12 protein-coding genes and 2 pseudogenes are annotated in these 16,197 nt (G+C 70.3%); 4 read left to right on the top strand and 10 right to left on the bottom strand.

Annotation, left to right across the window (positions count from 1 at the left end):
* Positions 1–102: 102 nt before the first annotated feature.
* Positions 103–477, top strand: a pseudogene (locus ACIRYZ_RS45155) (Tn3 family transposase); the annotation flags it as partial.
* Positions 478–491: 14 nt separating this feature from the next.
* Here ACIRYZ_RS45155 and ACIRYZ_RS45150 read toward each other — a convergent pair.
* The 7 genes from ACIRYZ_RS45150 to ACIRYZ_RS45120 form a co-directional block, all read right to left on the bottom strand.
* Positions 492–1,742 (bottom strand): MFS transporter, encoded by a 1,251-nt coding sequence (locus tag ACIRYZ_RS45150; protein WP_402955138.1) that lies wholly within the window; start codon positions 1,740–1,742, stop codon positions 492–494.
* Positions 1,743–1,871: 129 nt separating this feature from the next.
* A complete protein-coding gene (locus ACIRYZ_RS45145) occupies positions 1,872–2,531 on the bottom strand; it encodes a recombinase family protein (protein ID WP_402955135.1) in 660 nt (219 codons plus the stop codon).
* Between the two features lie 240 nt (positions 2,532–2,771).
* Positions 2,772–2,978 carry a hypothetical protein gene (locus ACIRYZ_RS45140; protein ID WP_402955133.1) on the bottom strand — a complete coding sequence of 69 codons (207 nt, stop codon included), beginning with the start codon at positions 2,976–2,978 and terminating at the stop codon, positions 2,772–2,774.
* Between the two features lie 29 nt (positions 2,979–3,007).
* The gene (locus tag ACIRYZ_RS45135) at positions 3,008–4,720 is read right to left on the bottom strand and encodes a protein kinase (protein WP_402955130.1); all 1,713 of its coding nucleotides are present in this window, start codon (positions 4,718–4,720) and stop codon (positions 3,008–3,010) included.
* Between the two features lie 299 nt (positions 4,721–5,019).
* Positions 5,020–6,342 (bottom strand): alpha/beta hydrolase, encoded by a 1,323-nt coding sequence (locus ACIRYZ_RS45130; protein WP_402955127.1) that lies wholly within the window; start codon positions 6,340–6,342, stop codon positions 5,020–5,022.
* 206 nt (positions 6,343–6,548) lie between these two features.
* Positions 6,549–8,111 carry a hypothetical protein gene (locus tag ACIRYZ_RS45125; protein ID WP_402955124.1) on the bottom strand — a complete coding sequence of 521 codons (1,563 nt, stop codon included), beginning with the start codon at positions 8,109–8,111 and terminating at the stop codon, positions 6,549–6,551.
* A gap of 154 nt (positions 8,112–8,265) precedes the next feature.
* Positions 8,266–8,625 (bottom strand): hypothetical protein, encoded by a 360-nt coding sequence (locus ACIRYZ_RS45120; RefSeq protein ID WP_402955121.1) that lies wholly within the window; start codon positions 8,623–8,625, stop codon positions 8,266–8,268.
* Between the two features lie 754 nt (positions 8,626–9,379).
* On the opposite strand from ACIRYZ_RS45120, the gene ACIRYZ_RS45115 reads away from it, so the two are divergent.
* A complete protein-coding gene (locus tag ACIRYZ_RS45115; protein WP_402955118.1) occupies positions 9,380–11,137 on the top strand; it encodes an LPXTG cell wall anchor domain-containing protein in 1,758 nt (585 codons plus the stop codon).
* A gap of 398 nt (positions 11,138–11,535) precedes the next feature.
* Here the strand turns inward: ACIRYZ_RS45115 and ACIRYZ_RS45110 are convergent.
* Positions 11,536–11,703 (bottom strand): annotated as a pseudogene (locus ACIRYZ_RS45110) (IS110 family transposase); the annotation flags it as partial.
* Between the two features lie 547 nt (positions 11,704–12,250).
* On the opposite strand from ACIRYZ_RS45110, the gene ACIRYZ_RS45105 reads away from it, so the two are divergent.
* Entirely contained in the window at positions 12,251–12,526 is a 276-nt protein-coding gene (locus ACIRYZ_RS45105) for an HU family DNA-binding protein (protein ID WP_402955115.1), read from the top strand.
* Positions 12,527–12,878: 352 nt separating this feature from the next.
* Here ACIRYZ_RS45105 and ACIRYZ_RS45100 read toward each other — a convergent pair whose 3' ends face one another.
* Both ACIRYZ_RS45100 and ACIRYZ_RS45095 read right to left on the bottom strand, forming a co-directional pair.
* The gene (locus ACIRYZ_RS45100; RefSeq protein ID WP_402955113.1) at positions 12,879–14,246 is read right to left on the bottom strand and encodes an MFS transporter; all 1,368 of its coding nucleotides are present in this window, start codon (positions 14,244–14,246) and stop codon (positions 12,879–12,881) included.
* 128 nt (positions 14,247–14,374) lie between these two features.
* Positions 14,375–14,731: an ArsR/SmtB family transcription factor gene (locus tag ACIRYZ_RS45095; RefSeq protein WP_402955110.1), complete on the bottom strand. Its 357-nt coding sequence runs from the start codon at positions 14,729–14,731 to the stop codon at positions 14,375–14,377.
* Positions 14,732–14,916: 185 nt separating this feature from the next.
* Between ACIRYZ_RS45095 and ACIRYZ_RS45090 the strand changes: the two genes are divergently transcribed.
* The gene (locus ACIRYZ_RS45090) at positions 14,917–16,086 is read left to right on the top strand and encodes a cation diffusion facilitator family transporter (RefSeq protein WP_402955107.1); all 1,170 of its coding nucleotides are present in this window, start codon (positions 14,917–14,919) and stop codon (positions 16,084–16,086) included.
* The last annotated feature ends 111 nt before the right edge of the window (positions 16,087–16,197 follow it).

Genomic DNA, 16,197 nt, shown 5'->3' with positions numbered 1-16,197 from the left:
GGCCCTCCTGGCCACCTGGACCGGCGCCTGCTCGATATGCGGCCAACCCGCACCGACACCAGAACCACACCACCGCACCTAACAAAGCCCTACTAAGGACTCATGAACCGGCAGCTCACCGTGCAGGAGTCCCGCCACAAGCTGGCCCGGGACGTGTGCCACGGCAAGCGCGGCACCATTCACCAGGCGTACCGCAACGGGATGGAGGACCAGCTCGGCGCGCTCGGCCTGGTCCTCAATGCCATCGTGCTCTGGACCACGAAGTACATCGACGCCGCCGTCGCCCAGCTGAAGGCCGAGGGCCACGAGATCCGCGACGAGGATGTTGCCCGGCTCTCCCCGCTCAAGCACAAGAATCTCAACCTGCTCGGCCGCTACAGCTTCACCGCCAGCGTCCCGTCCGCCGGCGCCCTGCGCCCGCTGCGCGACCCGGACGCGCCGGAGCTGGACGAGGACGACGAGGTAGAAGGCTTCTGACACCTAACTCGCGGTCATCCCGCCACTTCCGCAGCAACACCTGGTTGCGGCCGGGTCCGCATGCCCCAGCGGGCAAGAGATGGACCGACAGCGCCCAGTGCCGCGAAGAACACCGCCAGCAGCAGCCAGCCTGTCGTGCCGAGGCCGAGTACCACCGTGGTGAGGATCGCGGGGGCGAGGGCCTGGCCCGCGCTGAAGCCGAGACCGAAGACACCTTGGTACTGGCCCTGTGCGTGGTCGGGGGCAAGACCGAAGCCCAGGGCGAAGGCCGCCGATGACTCCCAAACCTCTCCCAGACTGTGGACGAAGATCGCGGCCAGGACCAGTCCCGCCGCCGCCCAGACAGGGGTGTACGCCGCCAGTGCCATCATCGGGCAGCTGACGAGGAAGAGCAGCCCCGCCGTGCGAAACGCCAGGCCGCCATCGTGCGGGGTCTCGATACGCGAGCCGATCCTGGTCTGCATCAGCACACAGAACAGGGAGTTGACGGCGAACAGCGCGGCCACCGTCCAGCGCGGCGCCTCGGTGTGCTCGGAGATCCAAATCGGCAGGAGTAGTGAGACCACCGGGTACTGCAGTCCCATGGCCCCGTAGAGGGCGGTGAACGCGAGGAAGGGACGATCCGCGAGGACGGGCCAGCGCCGCTGTTGCGGTGGTGCTGCCAGTACCGGATAGCGGGGCAGCAGGAGCAGAAGCACCGCGCACAGGGCGAAGCTCGCCGCGTTGCCGAGGATCAGCGTGACATAGGCGCCGCGGGTGTTCGCGGCCAGCGCCAGCCCCGCACCCACCGTTCCCAGGACGACGCCCAGGTTGACGAACGTGCGCAGCTTGGCACGGAACAGGGCCGGGCGCTCACCCCCGACCCGGACCACCAGCGCGCCCCACGCCGCCCCACCAGCCGCTGCGGCGATCTGGTCGACCGTCGCGATGATCGTGAGCGCGGCCCAGCTCTCGACGAGGACGAGGGCCGCCATCGACACGGCCTGGACCGCGAGGGCCAACATCATGATCGTGCGAGCCCCTCGCCGATCTGCGAGATGCCCGCCTGGTATCCCCGCGCACAGACCGATCACTCCGGCGATGGTGAGCGCGGCACCGACCTGCACCGCAGGCAGGCCCACGACCAAGGTGAAATAGAGCGCTGACGCCGCGTTGAACAGACCATTGCCGACTCGGTTGACGAAACTGGCGGCGACCAGCACGCGCTCCGGCCTACTGTCCCCCGCCATCCGGCCTATTCGACCCGCTAAGTTGCCCTTGATCATGGATGGCACGCTAACAGCGGTCGCTGATCCAGCGGAAGTAGCACCAAGATCACGTGCTCTGGTTCCGCCAGGGGCCCGAACCACAGGTGCAGTTAACGATCGTGTCAGGAGCCCCAACCGGGCCGATGGCTACTCGGCAGCCGTGATGCGGGCGGCGTAGACCCGGTGGGCCTTGCGCTCTGCCGGCCCGGCCGTGTCGGCGGCGAGGGCAGCGCTCTGCTGCAGCGCGGCGCGGTGGAGTTCGAGCGGTGCGGTGATCCGGAGCGAGTGGCCCTGGCCACGGCGGATGGTCCGGCCGGAGGCGAGCACTCGGCGGACGGCTTCGTTGCCGGCGGTGCGCAGGTGGTCGGCGAGTAGGACGGGCAGGTCGAGCACCACATCCGGGTCCGACGTCGGCGCGGGCGGCTGGTCGCCGGGGTCAGATGGGGCGACGTCGAGTTGCTCGGGCAGTTCGCGGGCGCCAGCGGCGTCCAGGACGCGGCGGATCGTCTTCGGGTCGACCTGGTGCTGCCGGGCGAGGACCTTGACTGCGGTGCCTTTGCCGAACGCCTCGACCACCTTCGCCGCCTGGTCCGGGTCGAGAGCGGCGGGGCGGCCGAGGGTCTTGCCGGAGGCTTCGGCGGCGGCGACGCCTTCGCGGGTGTTCTCGCTGATCATGTCGCGCTGGAACTCCAGTACGGCGGCGAGGACGGAGACCATCATCTTGGTGCCGGGGTCGTCGGAGGCGAGGTCGATGCCGGACAGCAGGCCGGACTCGACCCGCAGGTGCAGGCCGCGGCGGATGAGCACCGGACTGGCCAGCAGGAACGTACGACGTGCTGGACTGACAGCTCCACCTGCCGCTGCCGATCTCGGCCCGCAGCGCGGCCGCCAGGCGCAGGGTGCGGCCCTTCCTCGGCCCGGGGAGGTCGACGGTGATGGTGGTGGTGGCGTCCACGGTGGCTCCGGGTGCGTGTCGGTTCGGGCGGGTGGGGCCCGCAGCACGGGAGCGATGGTCGGGCCCTCCCGAGAGTTTCGGGCCAGGTGTCGTCAGGGGCGGGTGGCGAAGGCGATCTCGTACGGCGCCTGGCCTGCCACCGTGAGCACGCCGTCGAGCAGGGCGACCCATGGGGCATGGGACACCGCCGCTGTCGGCCGGTCGAGTCGGTCTTCGATCATGTCATCGGTGAGGATCTCGTAGGCCGCCTCGACACCGTCGAGCAGGCGCCGACGGCGCTCCTCCTCCCGGGCGCGCACCGGCCGGTAGCCGCAGAGGCGACCGAGCCTCAGCCGATCCGGAAGGTGGCCGACACGATCTGGAAGTAGCGATTGGCCTCATCGAGCCGACCGGTCGGCGCGGAGACCCAGAAGTCGTAGCTGCGGCCCTGCTCGGTCCAGGAGATGTCCTGCACGCGCCGGGCACCGAAGCCGTCCTCCGGGTAGCCGTTCCAGGTCCACAGCCACAGGGCGGCGTCGGCGGTGCCGTGGAAGACCGTGGGCTGGACGCTGCCGCCGCGGTAGCCGGGGTTGGTCCGCGGGCCGGCGGCGTCCTGCTTCTGGAGTTCGGCCAGCATGCCCTGACCGCTCGGGGTGGTGGGGTGGACGCCGATCCGGAAGGCGTGGTCCGGCGAGAGGTAGAAGACCCGGCCGGAGGCGTCGGTGCTGCGTACCCAGCTGTCGGGGACGGCCAGCGAGAAGCCGGCCGGGTCCCGGCGGATGCTGGACCCGGCGGGGACGGCCACCGGGTCGGTGCCGCCTGGGACGGCCGGGGAGGACGCAGCCGGGGGCGGCCCGGCCGGGCTCACGGACGACGCGCTGGTCGCGCCTGCCGTGGACGACGTCGCCGGGGACGGCACCGGTTCGGCCTGTGCCTCGTGTTTTTCGGGGTGGAGGCCGGGGTCCAGGACGAGGACGCCAGCGGCTGCGGCGGCTGTTGCCAACGCGGTGGCGACGGTCCAGCGGAGTCCGGTCTGGCGGCGGGTCCGCCGCATGGCGGGGCGGGCTGCGGGTGTGGCGGGCAGGTGGTCCCCGGCGAGGGTGCCGGGTGTGACAAGCGTGCCGGGCAGCTGCGCCACGCTGTGCGCGTCATCACCGGCTGCGGGCCGGGTCGCCGCGTGAACGAGGGCTTCACCGCTCCTGGCAGCCAGGCCCAAGCCGTGCTCCGCCCCATCTACCGGCTTCGCCCGCCTTGTTGCGGTGTCGTCGAGCAGCAGCTCCGCAACCTCGGCCGTGGGCCGCTCCAGCGGCTCCTTCTCCAGCAGTGACCCGATCAGCGGCGTGAGCGGACCGGCGCGCAGCGGCGGCTCCGGCGGGTCGGCGGCGATCGCCATGGCGGTCTCGATCGCGGTCGCCCTGCGGAACGGCGGCAGCCCCTCCACGGCCTGGTACAGGGTGACGCCCAGCGCCCACAGGTCGGAGGCGGGGGTCGGGGTGCCGCCGCGGACCAGCTCCGGTGCCAGATAGTCGACGGATCCCACCAGTTCGCCGGTTCTGGTCAGGCTGGAGGTGCCCGCGATGGTGGCGATGCCGAAGTCCGTCAGCACGACCCGGCCGTCGAGCGCAAGCAGGACGTTGCCGGGCTTGACGTCGCGGTGCACGACGCCGGCGGCGTGAGCGGCCCGCAGCCCGGCCAGGATCTCGCGCCCGATCCGGGCGGCGTCCGCCGCGGGTAGCGGTCCGTTCTCGGCGAGGACCGCAGCAAGGGTGCGGGAGGGGACGTACTCCATCACCACACAGGGGAGTCCCTCGTGCTCCACGACGTCGTGCACCACCACGACGTTGCGCTGGTTGATCCGGGCGGCGCTGCGTGCCTCGCGGCGGGTCCGCTCCAGCAGGGTCGCGGTCTCCTCGGGCGACAGCTCCGGGCGGATCCGCAGCTCTTTCACGGCCACGTCGCGGCCCAGCAGCTCGTCCTCGGCCCGCCACACGGTTCCCATGCCGCCGCTGCCGATCCGCTCCAGCAGCCGGTATCGGCCGGTGATCAAGCGGTCCTCGCCCACCTGGGCACCTCTTTCGTCCTCTGCCCGCCGCGGTCATCCGTCCGTGACCGGTGATTCCCGAGATTCTCGGCCGCCGCGGGCTCGGACGCCAGTTTCCAGTTTCCGGGGAGATCTCACCGTTGTTCCCGTGCGCGCCCGGGTCGGCGTCCCGCAGCGTTGTGCCGTGCCGGCACGCCAAGGAACCGACCGGCAACGCGGGTGGCACCGTCGAGGTGGAGCTCGGTATGCGGATCTCCGGCACCAGGAGCTGTCCGGCCGATCATTGGCAAGAGTCAGCGCCAGGCTGGGGTGCTGTCCGACTATCGCGATGCCCAGCAACTGAAACCAGTTGCATCAGGCCTCTGATCGACGGCGATACTCCGAGACATGAGCAGAATTGCTGAGGTCATCTGGCCCAGGACGCGGACGAGGTGATGAAGCCGCTGACGCGGCCCGACCCTACTCGTACCTGGGTGGGCTGCTTCTCCGAGATGCGCCCGGGCGGTGACTGGGGTTTCGGCTGGGGTGCGGAATTCGAGCACATGAGCTGGAGGTCTGGACTGTTGAAGCACTTGGAGTCCTTGCCGTGGCCGCGTCCGGAGACGGTACAGGTGCTGATCCACGACGAAGAGGACGACTGCTTCGGCCTGTGGATGATCCACGGCGGCAGGCTGCTGGAGGTACCCCTTCCGCGCACCAGACGGGCCTGGTGGTCCGGACCGCCGAAGGAGGGCTACGCGTCTGACCCCGGAATCCTGAGCCGGACGGACTGCGGGCCCGTCAATTGGCCGGAGGAGATTGAGGGCGGTGACCAGTTCCGGCCCCCGGCCTGGTGACGTGATCAGGTGCGGAGCCAGATGACGAGGGTCGTAGACCGCCTGCCGTCCGGCCGGGTTCGCCGCCCGGTTCTGCATCGAGTGCGCCGCCCCGGGCACGATCACGATCTGCGGGTCGTGCGCCGACTCGGCCACCCGGTACAGCCATTCGTACGGCGTGGCCAGGTCCCGGTCGCCGCCGAGCAGCAGCACCGGCACGTTGGGCAGCTTGCGGTGGTCCGACGGCGCTGGAGGCACCTTCTCGCGCGGCCAGTCCAGGCAGACCAGCAGGCTGCCGAGCCCGGTCGCGGTCGCCGGGTCGTACGGCCAGGTCTGCTCGGCGGTCAGCCGCTGTCGGGTGCGCTCCAGCGCCGCCGCGCGGCCCGCGACGGGGGTGTCCGTGGTGACCCACGGGAAACGCGAGTCGGCGTACAGGGCGGCGGAGTGCAGACCCTGGCTGAGCTCCTCGGCCGAGGCGGCGTCGACCTCCCGGTGGACGAGCTCGAAGAAGCCCTGGAGCTTCGCGGGCTGCCCGGCGGCGGCCTCGTGCAGGTTCTCTGGGACCCCGCCGTAGTTCGGGTCGATGAACTCGTAGCCGGTGAGCGCACTCAGGATCTGCGCCCCGTTGCCGTACCTCCGAACAGTGGCGGCGAGGTCGGCGGCCGGGTCGGTGGTGCAGCTGGTGGCCTGGCAGGCGGCCCGCAGGACTCTGGCGCTCGCGGGCAGCGCGGCCAGGTCGAGGGGGTCGAAACCCTGTCGCGGTGCCACCGAGTCGAGCACCAGCCGGGCCACGTGCGCCGGGTGGGCAAGCGCGTACTGCTCCGCCACGAAGCTGCCGTACGAGACGCCGTCCAGCCCTCGGCGGCATCACCAAGCAGAGCGCGGCGAAGAAGTACCAGACCCTCACCGACCCGACCAAGAAGCCGTCAGCCACAGGCTGAGGCCGGCCGCTGCCGGCAGGCCGGTGCTGCCAGTGAGCACCAAACCAACAGGTCACAGCAACAAACTGAGGTTTCTACCGAACTCGGGGCGGTTCACCTGGTGCATTCGGCGAGGCCGATGATGAGGCCGCCGAAGACTCCGCCGATGACAGCTTCGGGCTGTCCGAGGGCGGCACCGAGGAGGCCGAACGTAGCGCCTTCGCCCATCTTGTCTCCGATGCACTGGAGGCGCTTCTTCTTGTCGTCGCTGAGTGCGGGGCGCTCCATCGCGAACGCCGACATCTTCGCCGTCTGCTTCGCGGCGGCCGCCGACGCGGCGCCGGTGTCCTTTACCGAGTACACCGGCGGGCTCATGGTGCCGGTGACCGTGTCGCCGGTGACGCCTTCGATCGTCTGCGTCACGGTGTTGCCGGAGACGGTCAGGGCGACCTTGTGCACGGTGCCGTCGGTGTCGGTGAAGGTGCCGGGGGTGACGGTGGCGACGATGGTCCCGCCGTCGGCGGTGATCGTCGCCGTGTTGTTGGCGGCGGTCATGCTGGCGTCTTTGGGCAGATCCAGCGCCTTTGTGGTGGTCTTCGCGAAGGTCTGCGGCTTGACGTCAGGGCTGGTCGCGCCGCTGCTGCTGCCCGGCGCATCGGTGCTGGTGCGCGCGATGTACATCGTCGATCCGGCGGCCGAGTTGATGACGGGGACGGTGACCGTCGCGTCGGTGGTCCACGGCTGGTTGTCGGTGTCGAACGTCCATGTTCCGGTGACCTTCTTGCCGACAGCCGCGAAGTCGACCCAGGCGTAGTTCTTCGACGGGACGTCCACGGCGATGCCGTTGATCGTCGTCTCGTCGGAGGTGTACACCGTTGTCGCGGTCAGCTGGCTGGAGATCATGGCCTGGATCGGGGCGGACACCCCTACGGAGGACGACAGGCCCACGGAGTACGCCTGTGACCATCCGGAGTGGTAGATGGTGGTGAAGACCTGCTTCATCGTGGAGCTGGTGTCGTTGTACCAGACCGACGAGGCGGGTTGGCGGGGCAGAACCGCGGGCTGCCCCTCGGAGTTCTCCTTCCACGAACAGGTGGAGGTCTTCCTGGAGCACAGGTCGGCGTAGTAGTCCAGCGCCAGGTTCCTGGCTTCGGCTGCCTTCGACGCGGGAACCGTCCACTCCTGGGCGGCGCTGCCGTTGCAAACGTTGGGTTGGGCCAGGATCCCCCACAGGTGGAGGCCGCCCCGGTTGTCCATGCACCACTCGGTGCCGCTGGAGTCGTCGCGGCGGACGATTCCGAAGGTGTTGGGCTTGCCGTCCACCGGGCGGAAGTGCCACTGCTCGCCGTCCTGGCCGCACGATTTCTGTGTGGCGGGCTGGGTGGCGTAGATGCATTTCCCGGATGACGTGTTGGCGATGTCGAACTGGCCGGGGTCCCCTAACTTGATGAGGCGGAAGTTCTGGTAGTTGGTGCCGTCCGGCGTGACGGAGATCTGGTTTCCGTCGTCGTTGCCCGTCGCGTTGAGAGTGCCGTCACCGTTGGTGAACGTGTAGGTGTCCGGTGCGGCTGCCGCTGCGGCCGGGGTCGCGACCAGGGCGAGGGCCGGGCCCAGCAGAGCGGTAATGGTGAACGGGACGGACAGGAGTCGCCCGACGCGCCTGAAAGAGAGTCCCATCCCAGCCTTCCTGTGCTGTGTCCATGTCATGCCTGTACTAGACACCCCGGGCCGGGCGGAGTGCGACCTTCCATCATGTGATCCCCGTCTCGCATGTATTCAAGACACATCTATGGCGGGCCGCACTGGCCACTCGCATCCGCGCCGGGGGTTCCTACCGGCCGGCGCGGTAGGTGACGTCGCGCAGGTGGAGGAAGCGGGAGTCCGGCGGAAACCGCCGGCCTTTGTCGCCGTTCTCCTCGATCCGGTCGCGGGCCGCTCCGACGGCTCGGCGCAGGTCGTAGTCTCTCCCTTTTCCGCTCGGGAAATGGCTGTCGGACCGGCGCGGCGAGCACGCTGCCGGTGAACTGGCACGACACCGGGTGGAGATGCTCGACGCCCTCGGGATGATCTGGTCCGTCTCGGACGCGCGGTTCGAGGCCGGGCTCGACTGGGCGCGGGTCTGGGCGAAGGGGCACGGCGGTTCGCTGGCCGCGCCGGCGCGGGCTTCCGTCGGCGGGTACGCGATCGGCACCTGGCTCTCCGAGCTGCGGGCCGCGGCTCAGGTCCTGCACCGAGCACGGCATCTGGGCCCTGCACCGAGACCTGCTCGGCCTCTGGAACAACGGCGCCAACCTGCTCTCCTTCCCCCAGATCAACGGCGCCGGACAAGGCGACCCCCAGCACCAGGCACGCTGGAAACACACCTACCAGACCAAGTAGCGGGACAGGTCGCCGACGATGGCGACGAACTCGGCGCCAACCGACCCAATGTGGCGGTCGATCGGACAGAATGTCGGTTTGACCGGCCGTTTCGCCCTCCTGGTGGCAGCCCGGCAACACCTCTGGGACTACGGCCGCGCTCCGATTGCAGCGGAGCCGGCCCCAGTCGACAGGCTGACCACGTTCGGGGACGCCCCCAAGGCGTCCCCGAACCCCCGCCGGCCAGAAAGGCCGTCACGTCACGGCCTGGTCCACCTCGGCGTGCACCGTACGGTCACCCCGGCTCTCTCCGGACGACGGTAAGCGAGAGCCGGCCGGAGTAACGGGGACGGGGCTCAGCGACCGGGTAACGGCCGGATGACGAGATTTCCAAGGGCGGCAAAAATCTTCACCGGGAAAGAGTGTGCTTTTCGGACATTCCTTACCCGATCAACCACATCTGAGAAGGCGTCACGCCGACGGAAATTGCGGACCGCTCCACCGGTCGAGTAGATGTTCCCGTCGGCATGCCCGTCCTGGCAGATCCGTCCCGGCATGCCCGTCACGACCCCAGGGGGACCTTCCACATGCGCAACTCGCGCAGACGCGCGCTCTACGCGCCCTTCACCATCGCCGCCGTCGTCCTCGGGGCGACTGCCGTCCCGGCACACGCGGACGACCTGAAGCTCACCTTCACCGGAGTCTCGAACTCCACCGTCCAGATCCCGACCAAGCCTGCGCAGCCGGGTCGGGGCAGTCAGAACCTGCACATCGAGATCGGCCGGATCGGCTCGGGCACCGCGCACGACGTGAAGGTCGTGTTCGATACCACCGACCTGGCCGGCGTTGCGGACCTGACCGTTCCCGGTTGCGCGACCGCGGGCAAGACCATCACGTGCGACGAGCACGAGCTGAACTTCGACCGGATCAACCTCCTGTACAACCCGTGGCTCAGTGCTGTACAGGGGGCGACCCCGGGCAGCCACGGAGTGCTGCACCTGAAGCTGACGGCGTCCAACGCGCAGAGCGCGAGCCGGGACATCCGGGTCGACGTCGGCGGGCCGGACTTCAAGGCCAAGCCGCTCGCCGACCAGAACAACGTCAAGCCCGGCACCGTGCTGACGCCGTCGGTGGAGTTCGCCAACGTCGGTGACCTGCCGGCTGGCAAGGTCGTGGTGGCCCTCGACGCCATCTCCGGCATTGACTTCAAGCAGCGCCCGTCGAACTGCGAGTTCGCGTCCGAGCCGGACGGCGGCTGGGGCGACAAGACCTGGCCCGGTGACTCCGTCGCGATCTGCACCGTGGACACCACGGTCGCGCCTGGTCAGGTGGTCGCCCTGGACCCGCTGCAGCTCGGCATCACCGGCAGCGCCTGGTACACCTTCGCGGACATCACGGTGTCCCCGGCCGAGGACGCCCAGTTCTCCGAGATCTCGGACTGGCGCAAGCGGCTGACCTTCCAGCGCGGCACCGGCCCGGCCCTGACCGTGAAGCCGGCCAACGACCCCGGCCTGCTCAGCGCCCCCCGCACGAGCGACGACAACCGCGTCGAGCAGAACGTGCTGGCCACGAACACCGCCGATTTCTCTGCGCTGGGCTCCTGGAAGCCTAACGGCGACAAGCAGGGCACGCTGTCGGTCGGCTTCCGCAACAGCGGCCCGGCCTCGATCTTCTACCGCAGCGGCGACGCGGTCGTGACCGTCCAGGCCGCGATCCCCGCTGGCGTCACCGTGACCAAGGTTCCGGACGGCTGCCGACCCAAGACCTGGGAGAACGGCAAGCAGGTCGCCCACCCGGACAAGTACCTGTGCGAGTCCCCGATCTGGGTGGCGAGCGGGCTGGAAAAGGTGTTCCCGTTCGGGCTGTCGGTCGATGCCGGCACCACGCCGCCGACCGTCCAGGTGACGCTCCAGGACCAGGAGAGCCTGTACGGCACCGGCGCCACGATCGCCAAGCTGTCCTTCGAACCGGACCCGTCGCACGAGTCGGTCTCGGTCCAGCTGGGCACCCAGGCGAGCGGCTCGATCCCCGGCCCCGTCCCGACCTCGGAGCCCTCGCAGGGCCCGACGCCGAGTAGCCGCCCGACCTCCGCCCCGCCGATCGCGCGGCCAACCGCCACGCCCTCGACGCCGGGCCAGGCCCCGAGCACGACGGCCTCGGCCGTGAGCACGACGGCCTCGGCCGCGAGCACCGCCTCCCCCAGCGCCCGCGCGCTGAGCGGCGACCTCGCCCACACCGGTAGCGACGGCACGCTCCTGATCGCGGGCACCGGCGCGTCGGCCATCGCCGTCGGCGGCGCGCTGTTCGTGGTCGCACGCCGCCGCAAGGCCGCGACCCACCGCTGAGACCCGACGAGGGCGGGGACCGAGTACCGGTCCCCGCCCTCGTGCGCGCTCGGCGCCGCCCGGAACAGCTTCACCGGCGGCCCGAAGGGTCACAGCAAGTGCCCTCCCAGCAGCGCGCTGCGCCGGGCAGGACCGCGCGGGAAATGATCTCCAAAGTCGCGGGAACGATCACCTCGCGGAGCGGATGTCACTGAGGGTCGGGCCTGTCAATGGGCAGACGGAGATGTCCCGGATGTGGTGGGCCCGGGTGTCTCTCGAGGGGTTTCCCGATAGCCGCTCGGGGGGTGACCGCCGGGTGGGAGGGGTCCAGTTGGAGCGCCCGCAGCCCGTGAGGAGTCGAGCGGGCGAGGACGAACGAGCTGGACGCCGACGAGCGGCGGTCGACACTGGCGGGCGGGGAAGGTCTCGCGGATCTCCCGATCGTTGTCCTTGATCCGCTCGTCCAGGGCCAGGAGCTGGTGGGCGAGGTCGCAGACCAGCTTCGCGGCCCGCTTCTCGCTGGGCAGTTCGGTCATCTGCGACTGCGCGGCCTCCACGGCCTTCGCGGCGACGACCTCGGCGCAGCGCCGCACCTCGCACACCACACCACCGCGCACACCGGCTCCGCGGAACCCAGACCGGGACGAGGCCCATGGCCGTACCGGGCAGGGACGGCCGGCCTGGCGCGACCCCGGCCGGATGACCGGCGCGGTTCTGGCCTCCGTCGGCTCCTCGCTGCTCATCACCGCTGTGACCTTCCTCGCCCAGCACATCGAGGTGGCCTGGCGCTGACGCACCGCCGGGGCCGGTCCGCACATCCGTTCGGGTGCCCGGACGCGGACCGGCCCCTGCAATCGCGTTCGCGATCCTCGAACTCGCCCGCGCGGTCCGGGAACTCGCGGCGGCACAGCAGCAGTAGTGACCAGGCTCAACCCTCGATGGACGCGGGAAGGGGGTGCCTGGTGGAATCTTCGGCGCCGTCATGGGCCTGCCGGGAGGTCGTACCGTAGCGGTGGTCGACTGCCGTCCATTCGTCCCTGCGGCACGGCGCGCCGCTTCGTCCAGCTCACCGGCATGTCCGAAGTATCTGGCAACATGCGGTGGGACCCAGTTCCGTGATCGAAAGCAGGCACGATGAACCGCACCGAACTCGTGGCAGCCATCTCCGAGCGGGCCGGCCTTGCGAAGAAGGACGCCGATGCCGTCCTCTCGATGTTCGCGGAGATCGCCGGCGAGATCGTCTTCAAGGGCGACGAAAAGCTGGTGATTCCCGGCTTCCTGACCCTGGAGCGCACCCACCGCGCTGCCCGTAAGGCCCGCAACCCGCAGACCGGGGAGCCGATCGAGATCCCGGCCGGCTACAGCGTCAAGGCCACTGCCGGCTCCAAGCTCAAGGAAGCCGTGAAGTAGCGGCAACCGCGGCCCGGGTGCCCAGTTGTTCCCGGGCCACCGTCGGTGCCTGCCCTTGTCGGCACGCCGATCGAAGGCAAGGCCGGACGCCGTCGGCCGAGCGTCCGACACGGACTCCCCACCTGAACCTCGCACTTCGGGCAATCGTGGCGCTCTACCGCAGACGCGGCCTGATCGGGCGTCAGATTCATGGGAGGAGTCTCTCAGAATTCCGGAGTTCTGAGAGGTTTTCTGCGAGCCGATACCCGGGCAAACCGGACACGATTCGGGGGCCTCGCAGAACTCGCACATCTGACCATTCCTGCGAGTGACGCACCGCGTGTTCGGGGCGAGGATGCGCGCCCGGTTCGGCCTACTGGCGGGCGAGCGTGCTGCTGTGGTGCCGGGGCCAGGTGCGGTGGTGCTGGTCGATGACGTAGTGGTGGCTGTGCTGCCGGGCGCTGGCGGAGGTGATGGCGTCCGCGAGGTGGGGGTGGTCGGCGGGCAGGTCGGCGTGGTCGTGGTCCAGGTGGTCCGGGTCGTGGGCAGGCCACGTGAGGGTTGCAGCGACAGCGGTGACGAGGGCGATGGCGCCCAGGATGACGGCGGTGACCGGCAGTCCGGCGCCCGCGGCGAGCCATCCGGCCAGGGGGTAGGTGAGCAGCCAGCAGCTGTGGGAGAGAGAGAACTGGGCGGCGAAGGCGGCGGGCAGGTCCGCGTCGGCGGCGGAGCGGCGCACGACGCGTCCGCCGGGGGTGAGGACGGCGGAGGAGGCGGAGCCGATCGCGGCCCAGGCGGCCAGGATCGCCCACCAGGTCCAGGTGCTCGGATGCAGGGCGGCGAGGGCGGCGACGGCGGCGAGGATCACGGGCAGGGCGAAGGCGGCGGGCAGCATCACGGCGCGGTCGCTGACGCGGGCCAGCAGGCGGGGCATCGCCAGGGCGGTGAGCATCGAGCCAGCGCCGTAGGCGCCCAGGGTGAGGGACAGGTCTCCGGCGGGCCGGTGGAAGTGGCTCTGGACAAGGACGACGGTGTTGACGAAGACGATCGCGCCGGCGGCGGCGACCGCGAGGTCGAGAGCGAGCAGGGCGCGCAGGCGGGGGGTGGCCCAGTACAGGCGGGTGCCGAAGGTGGCCTTGGTATAGATGCCGCCGGTGCGCTCGACCGGCTTCGGCTTGGGCAGCACGGCGGAGACGACGAGAGCGGCAGAGGCGAGGAAGCCGAACGTGGTGCCGGCGAACAGCCAGTTGTAGGAGACCGCGGTCAGCAGCAGGGCTGCCAGCGCCGGGCTGAACAGGGACTCCAGGTCGTAGGCGAGGCGGGACATCGAAAGCGCCTGGGTGTAGTCGCGCTCTTCGGGCAGCACCTCGGGGATGGTGGCCTGGAAGGTCGGGGTGAACGCGGCGGAGGCGGCCTGCAGCAGGAAGATCAGGATGTAGATCTGCCAGACCTGGGTGACGAACGGCAGCGTGAGGGCGACGCCGGCGCGGGTGAGGTCCATCGACACCATCAGGACCCGGCGCGGTATTCGGTCGGCGAGCGCGCCCGCCAGGGGCGCGATCGCCACGTAGGCGACCATCTTGATCGCGAGCGCGGTGCCCAGCACGGCGGAGGCGTTCTGGCCGGCGAGCTTGAAGGCGAGTAGGGACAGGGCGACCGTGGCCAGCCCGGTGCCGACCAGGGCGACGACCTGGGCGGTGAACAGGTGGCGGTAGGTGCGGTTGCGCAGTACGGAGAGCATCGGCCCCATCCCGGCTCGGTGGCGGACCGCACCATCGTACGCAACATGTACGTACTCACGCACATGTTGAACGGGCGTGGGGGCTGGCAGGCAGAAAGCGGTGACGGGTGCGGTCGAGCGCGCCCGGGTCAGTCGTGGGACGGCAGCGAGCCGATCTGGTGGTCGGCGACGTTCAGCGCCTCGTCGACCAGGCGGCGCAGGTGGCCGTGGCGCAGGGAGTAGACGACGTGGCGCCCGTCCTTGCGGGTGGTGACCAGTCCGGCGAGGCGGAGCTTGGCCAGGTGCTGGCTGACGGAGGGGCGGGGGGCGCCGGTGGCCACGGTCAGGGTGGTGACGTCCGCCTCACCGCGGCCGAGCCGTTCCAGGAGTGCCAGGCGAGTGCGGTCCGCGAGCAGCGCCAGGACGGAGGCGGCGACGTCGAGCCGCTCACCGCTCGGGTGCTGCTGCGACGAGTGCGCATCTGCGATCTGGCTGCTGGTGCTCATCTGGTCATCGTAGGCCCGTGTCGGGTTGCTCACGTGCGCACACGTGACGGTGAGAGATGAAGGGCGGCGCCGCCGCGCCTCGCGCAGCAGCTGAACCCCACAAGGAGCGCAGGCCCGCCGACCTGCCGGGCGGACGGCCTGGCTCACCATCGGCCGCCCGGCAGACGTGCGCTCGTGCGCACATCATGGGAGTTGTTCCAGTGCCGGTGTCCAGTGCGGCCCGGCACCTCGCCCGCGAAAGGTGCGCGACGGTGAACGAGCCCCACATCCACGAGCCGCACGACCACGACCGCCACCACGACGGCCATGGGCACCAGCACGATGACCGCGGACACGATCACGACCATGGCCACGGTCGCGGCCGGTGGTCGAGGCTGCGGCACCAGCTCGCGCACATGGTCACCCCGCACAGCCACGAGGCGATGGACAAGGTCGACTCGGCGATGGAGACCTCCCGCGAGGGCATGCGCACGCTGTGGCTGTCGCTGGGCATCCTCGGGCTGACCACCGTCATCCAGGCGGTGATCGTGGCGGTGTCCGGGTCGGTCGCGCTGCTGGGCGACACCATCCACAACGGGGCCGACGCGCTGACCGCCCTCCCGCTCGGCATCGCCTTCTGGATCGGCCGCCGGGCCGCCACCCGCCGCTACACCTACGGCTACGGACGCGCCGAGGATCTGGCCGGCATCGCCATCGTCCTGACGATCGCCGCTTCCTCGGCGCTGGCCGCCTTCGAGGCGATCGACCGCCTGCTGCATCCGCGCGACATCAGCCACCTGTGGGCGGTGGCGATCGCCGCGGTGGTCGGCTTCATCGGCAACGAGTGCGTCGCCCGCTACCGGATCACCACCGGCCGCAGGATCGGCTCCGCAGCCCTGGTCGCCGACGGCCTGCACGCCCGCACCGACGGCTTCACCTCCCTCGCCGTCCTCCTCGGCGCTGGCGGCGTCGCGATCGGCTGGCGCTGGGCCGACCCGGTCGTCGGCCTGCTGATCACCGTCGCCATCCTGATGGTCCTCAAGGACGCTGCCCGCGAGGTCTACCGCCGCCTCATGGACTCCGTCGACCCCGCCCTGATCGACCGAGCCGAACAGGCCCTGAGCGAAATCGAGGGTGTCGAGCACGTCGGCCACGTCCGCATGCGCTGGATCGGCCACGCCCTGCGCGCCGAGACCGACATCGTCGTCGACCCCCACCTGACCGTCGCCCAGGCCCACACGATCGCCGTCGAAGCCGAGCACGCCCTCATTCACGCCGTGCCACGGCTGACCGCCGCCACCGTCCACACCGACCCCCACGCCACCGTCGACAGCAGCGACCCGCACGCCGCTCTGCGCCACCACACGCAGCGCTGACCCGAAGCGTGAGGCGGCCCACCGGCTGTCCGGCGATGAGGAAGTTCACCGTCACGCCGGCGGCCGCGGGAGTGAGCTGGGCCTCCAGTGTGGCGGTGACGGAATACGGTC

Source organism: Kitasatospora sp. NPDC101155, from assembly GCF_044768305.1.
Classification (GTDB): domain Bacteria; phylum Actinomycetota; class Actinomycetes; order Streptomycetales; family Streptomycetaceae; genus Kitasatospora.
Note: the sequence above shows the minus strand (reverse complement) of the source record. Positions and strands in the feature narration are given on the sequence as shown.

Bases quoted from the DNA above. Each gene is read 5' to 3' on its own strand.
- ACIRYZ_RS45090 (WP_402955107.1), top strand. From the start codon at position 14,917: ATGGGAGTTGTTCCAGTGCCGGTGTCCAGTGCGGCCCGGCACCTCGCC.
- ACIRYZ_RS45105 (WP_402955115.1), top strand. From the start codon at position 12,251: ATGAACCGCACCGAACTCGTGGCAGCCATCTCCGAGCGGGCCGGCCTT.
- ACIRYZ_RS45095 (WP_402955110.1), bottom strand. From the start codon at position 14,731: ATGAGCACCAGCAGCCAGATCGCAGATGCGCACTCGTCGCAGCAGCAC.
- ACIRYZ_RS45150 (WP_402955138.1), bottom strand. From the start codon at position 1,742: ATGATCAAGGGCAACTTAGCGGGTCGAATAGGCCGGATGGCGGGGGAC.
- ACIRYZ_RS45125 (WP_402955124.1), bottom strand. From the start codon at position 8,111: ATGGGACTCTCTTTCAGGCGCGTCGGGCGACTCCTGTCCGTCCCGTTC.
- ACIRYZ_RS45100 (WP_402955113.1), bottom strand. From the start codon at position 14,246: ATGCTCTCCGTACTGCGCAACCGCACCTACCGCCACCTGTTCACCGCC.
- ACIRYZ_RS45115 (WP_402955118.1), top strand. From the start codon at position 9,380: ATGCGCAACTCGCGCAGACGCGCGCTCTACGCGCCCTTCACCATCGCC.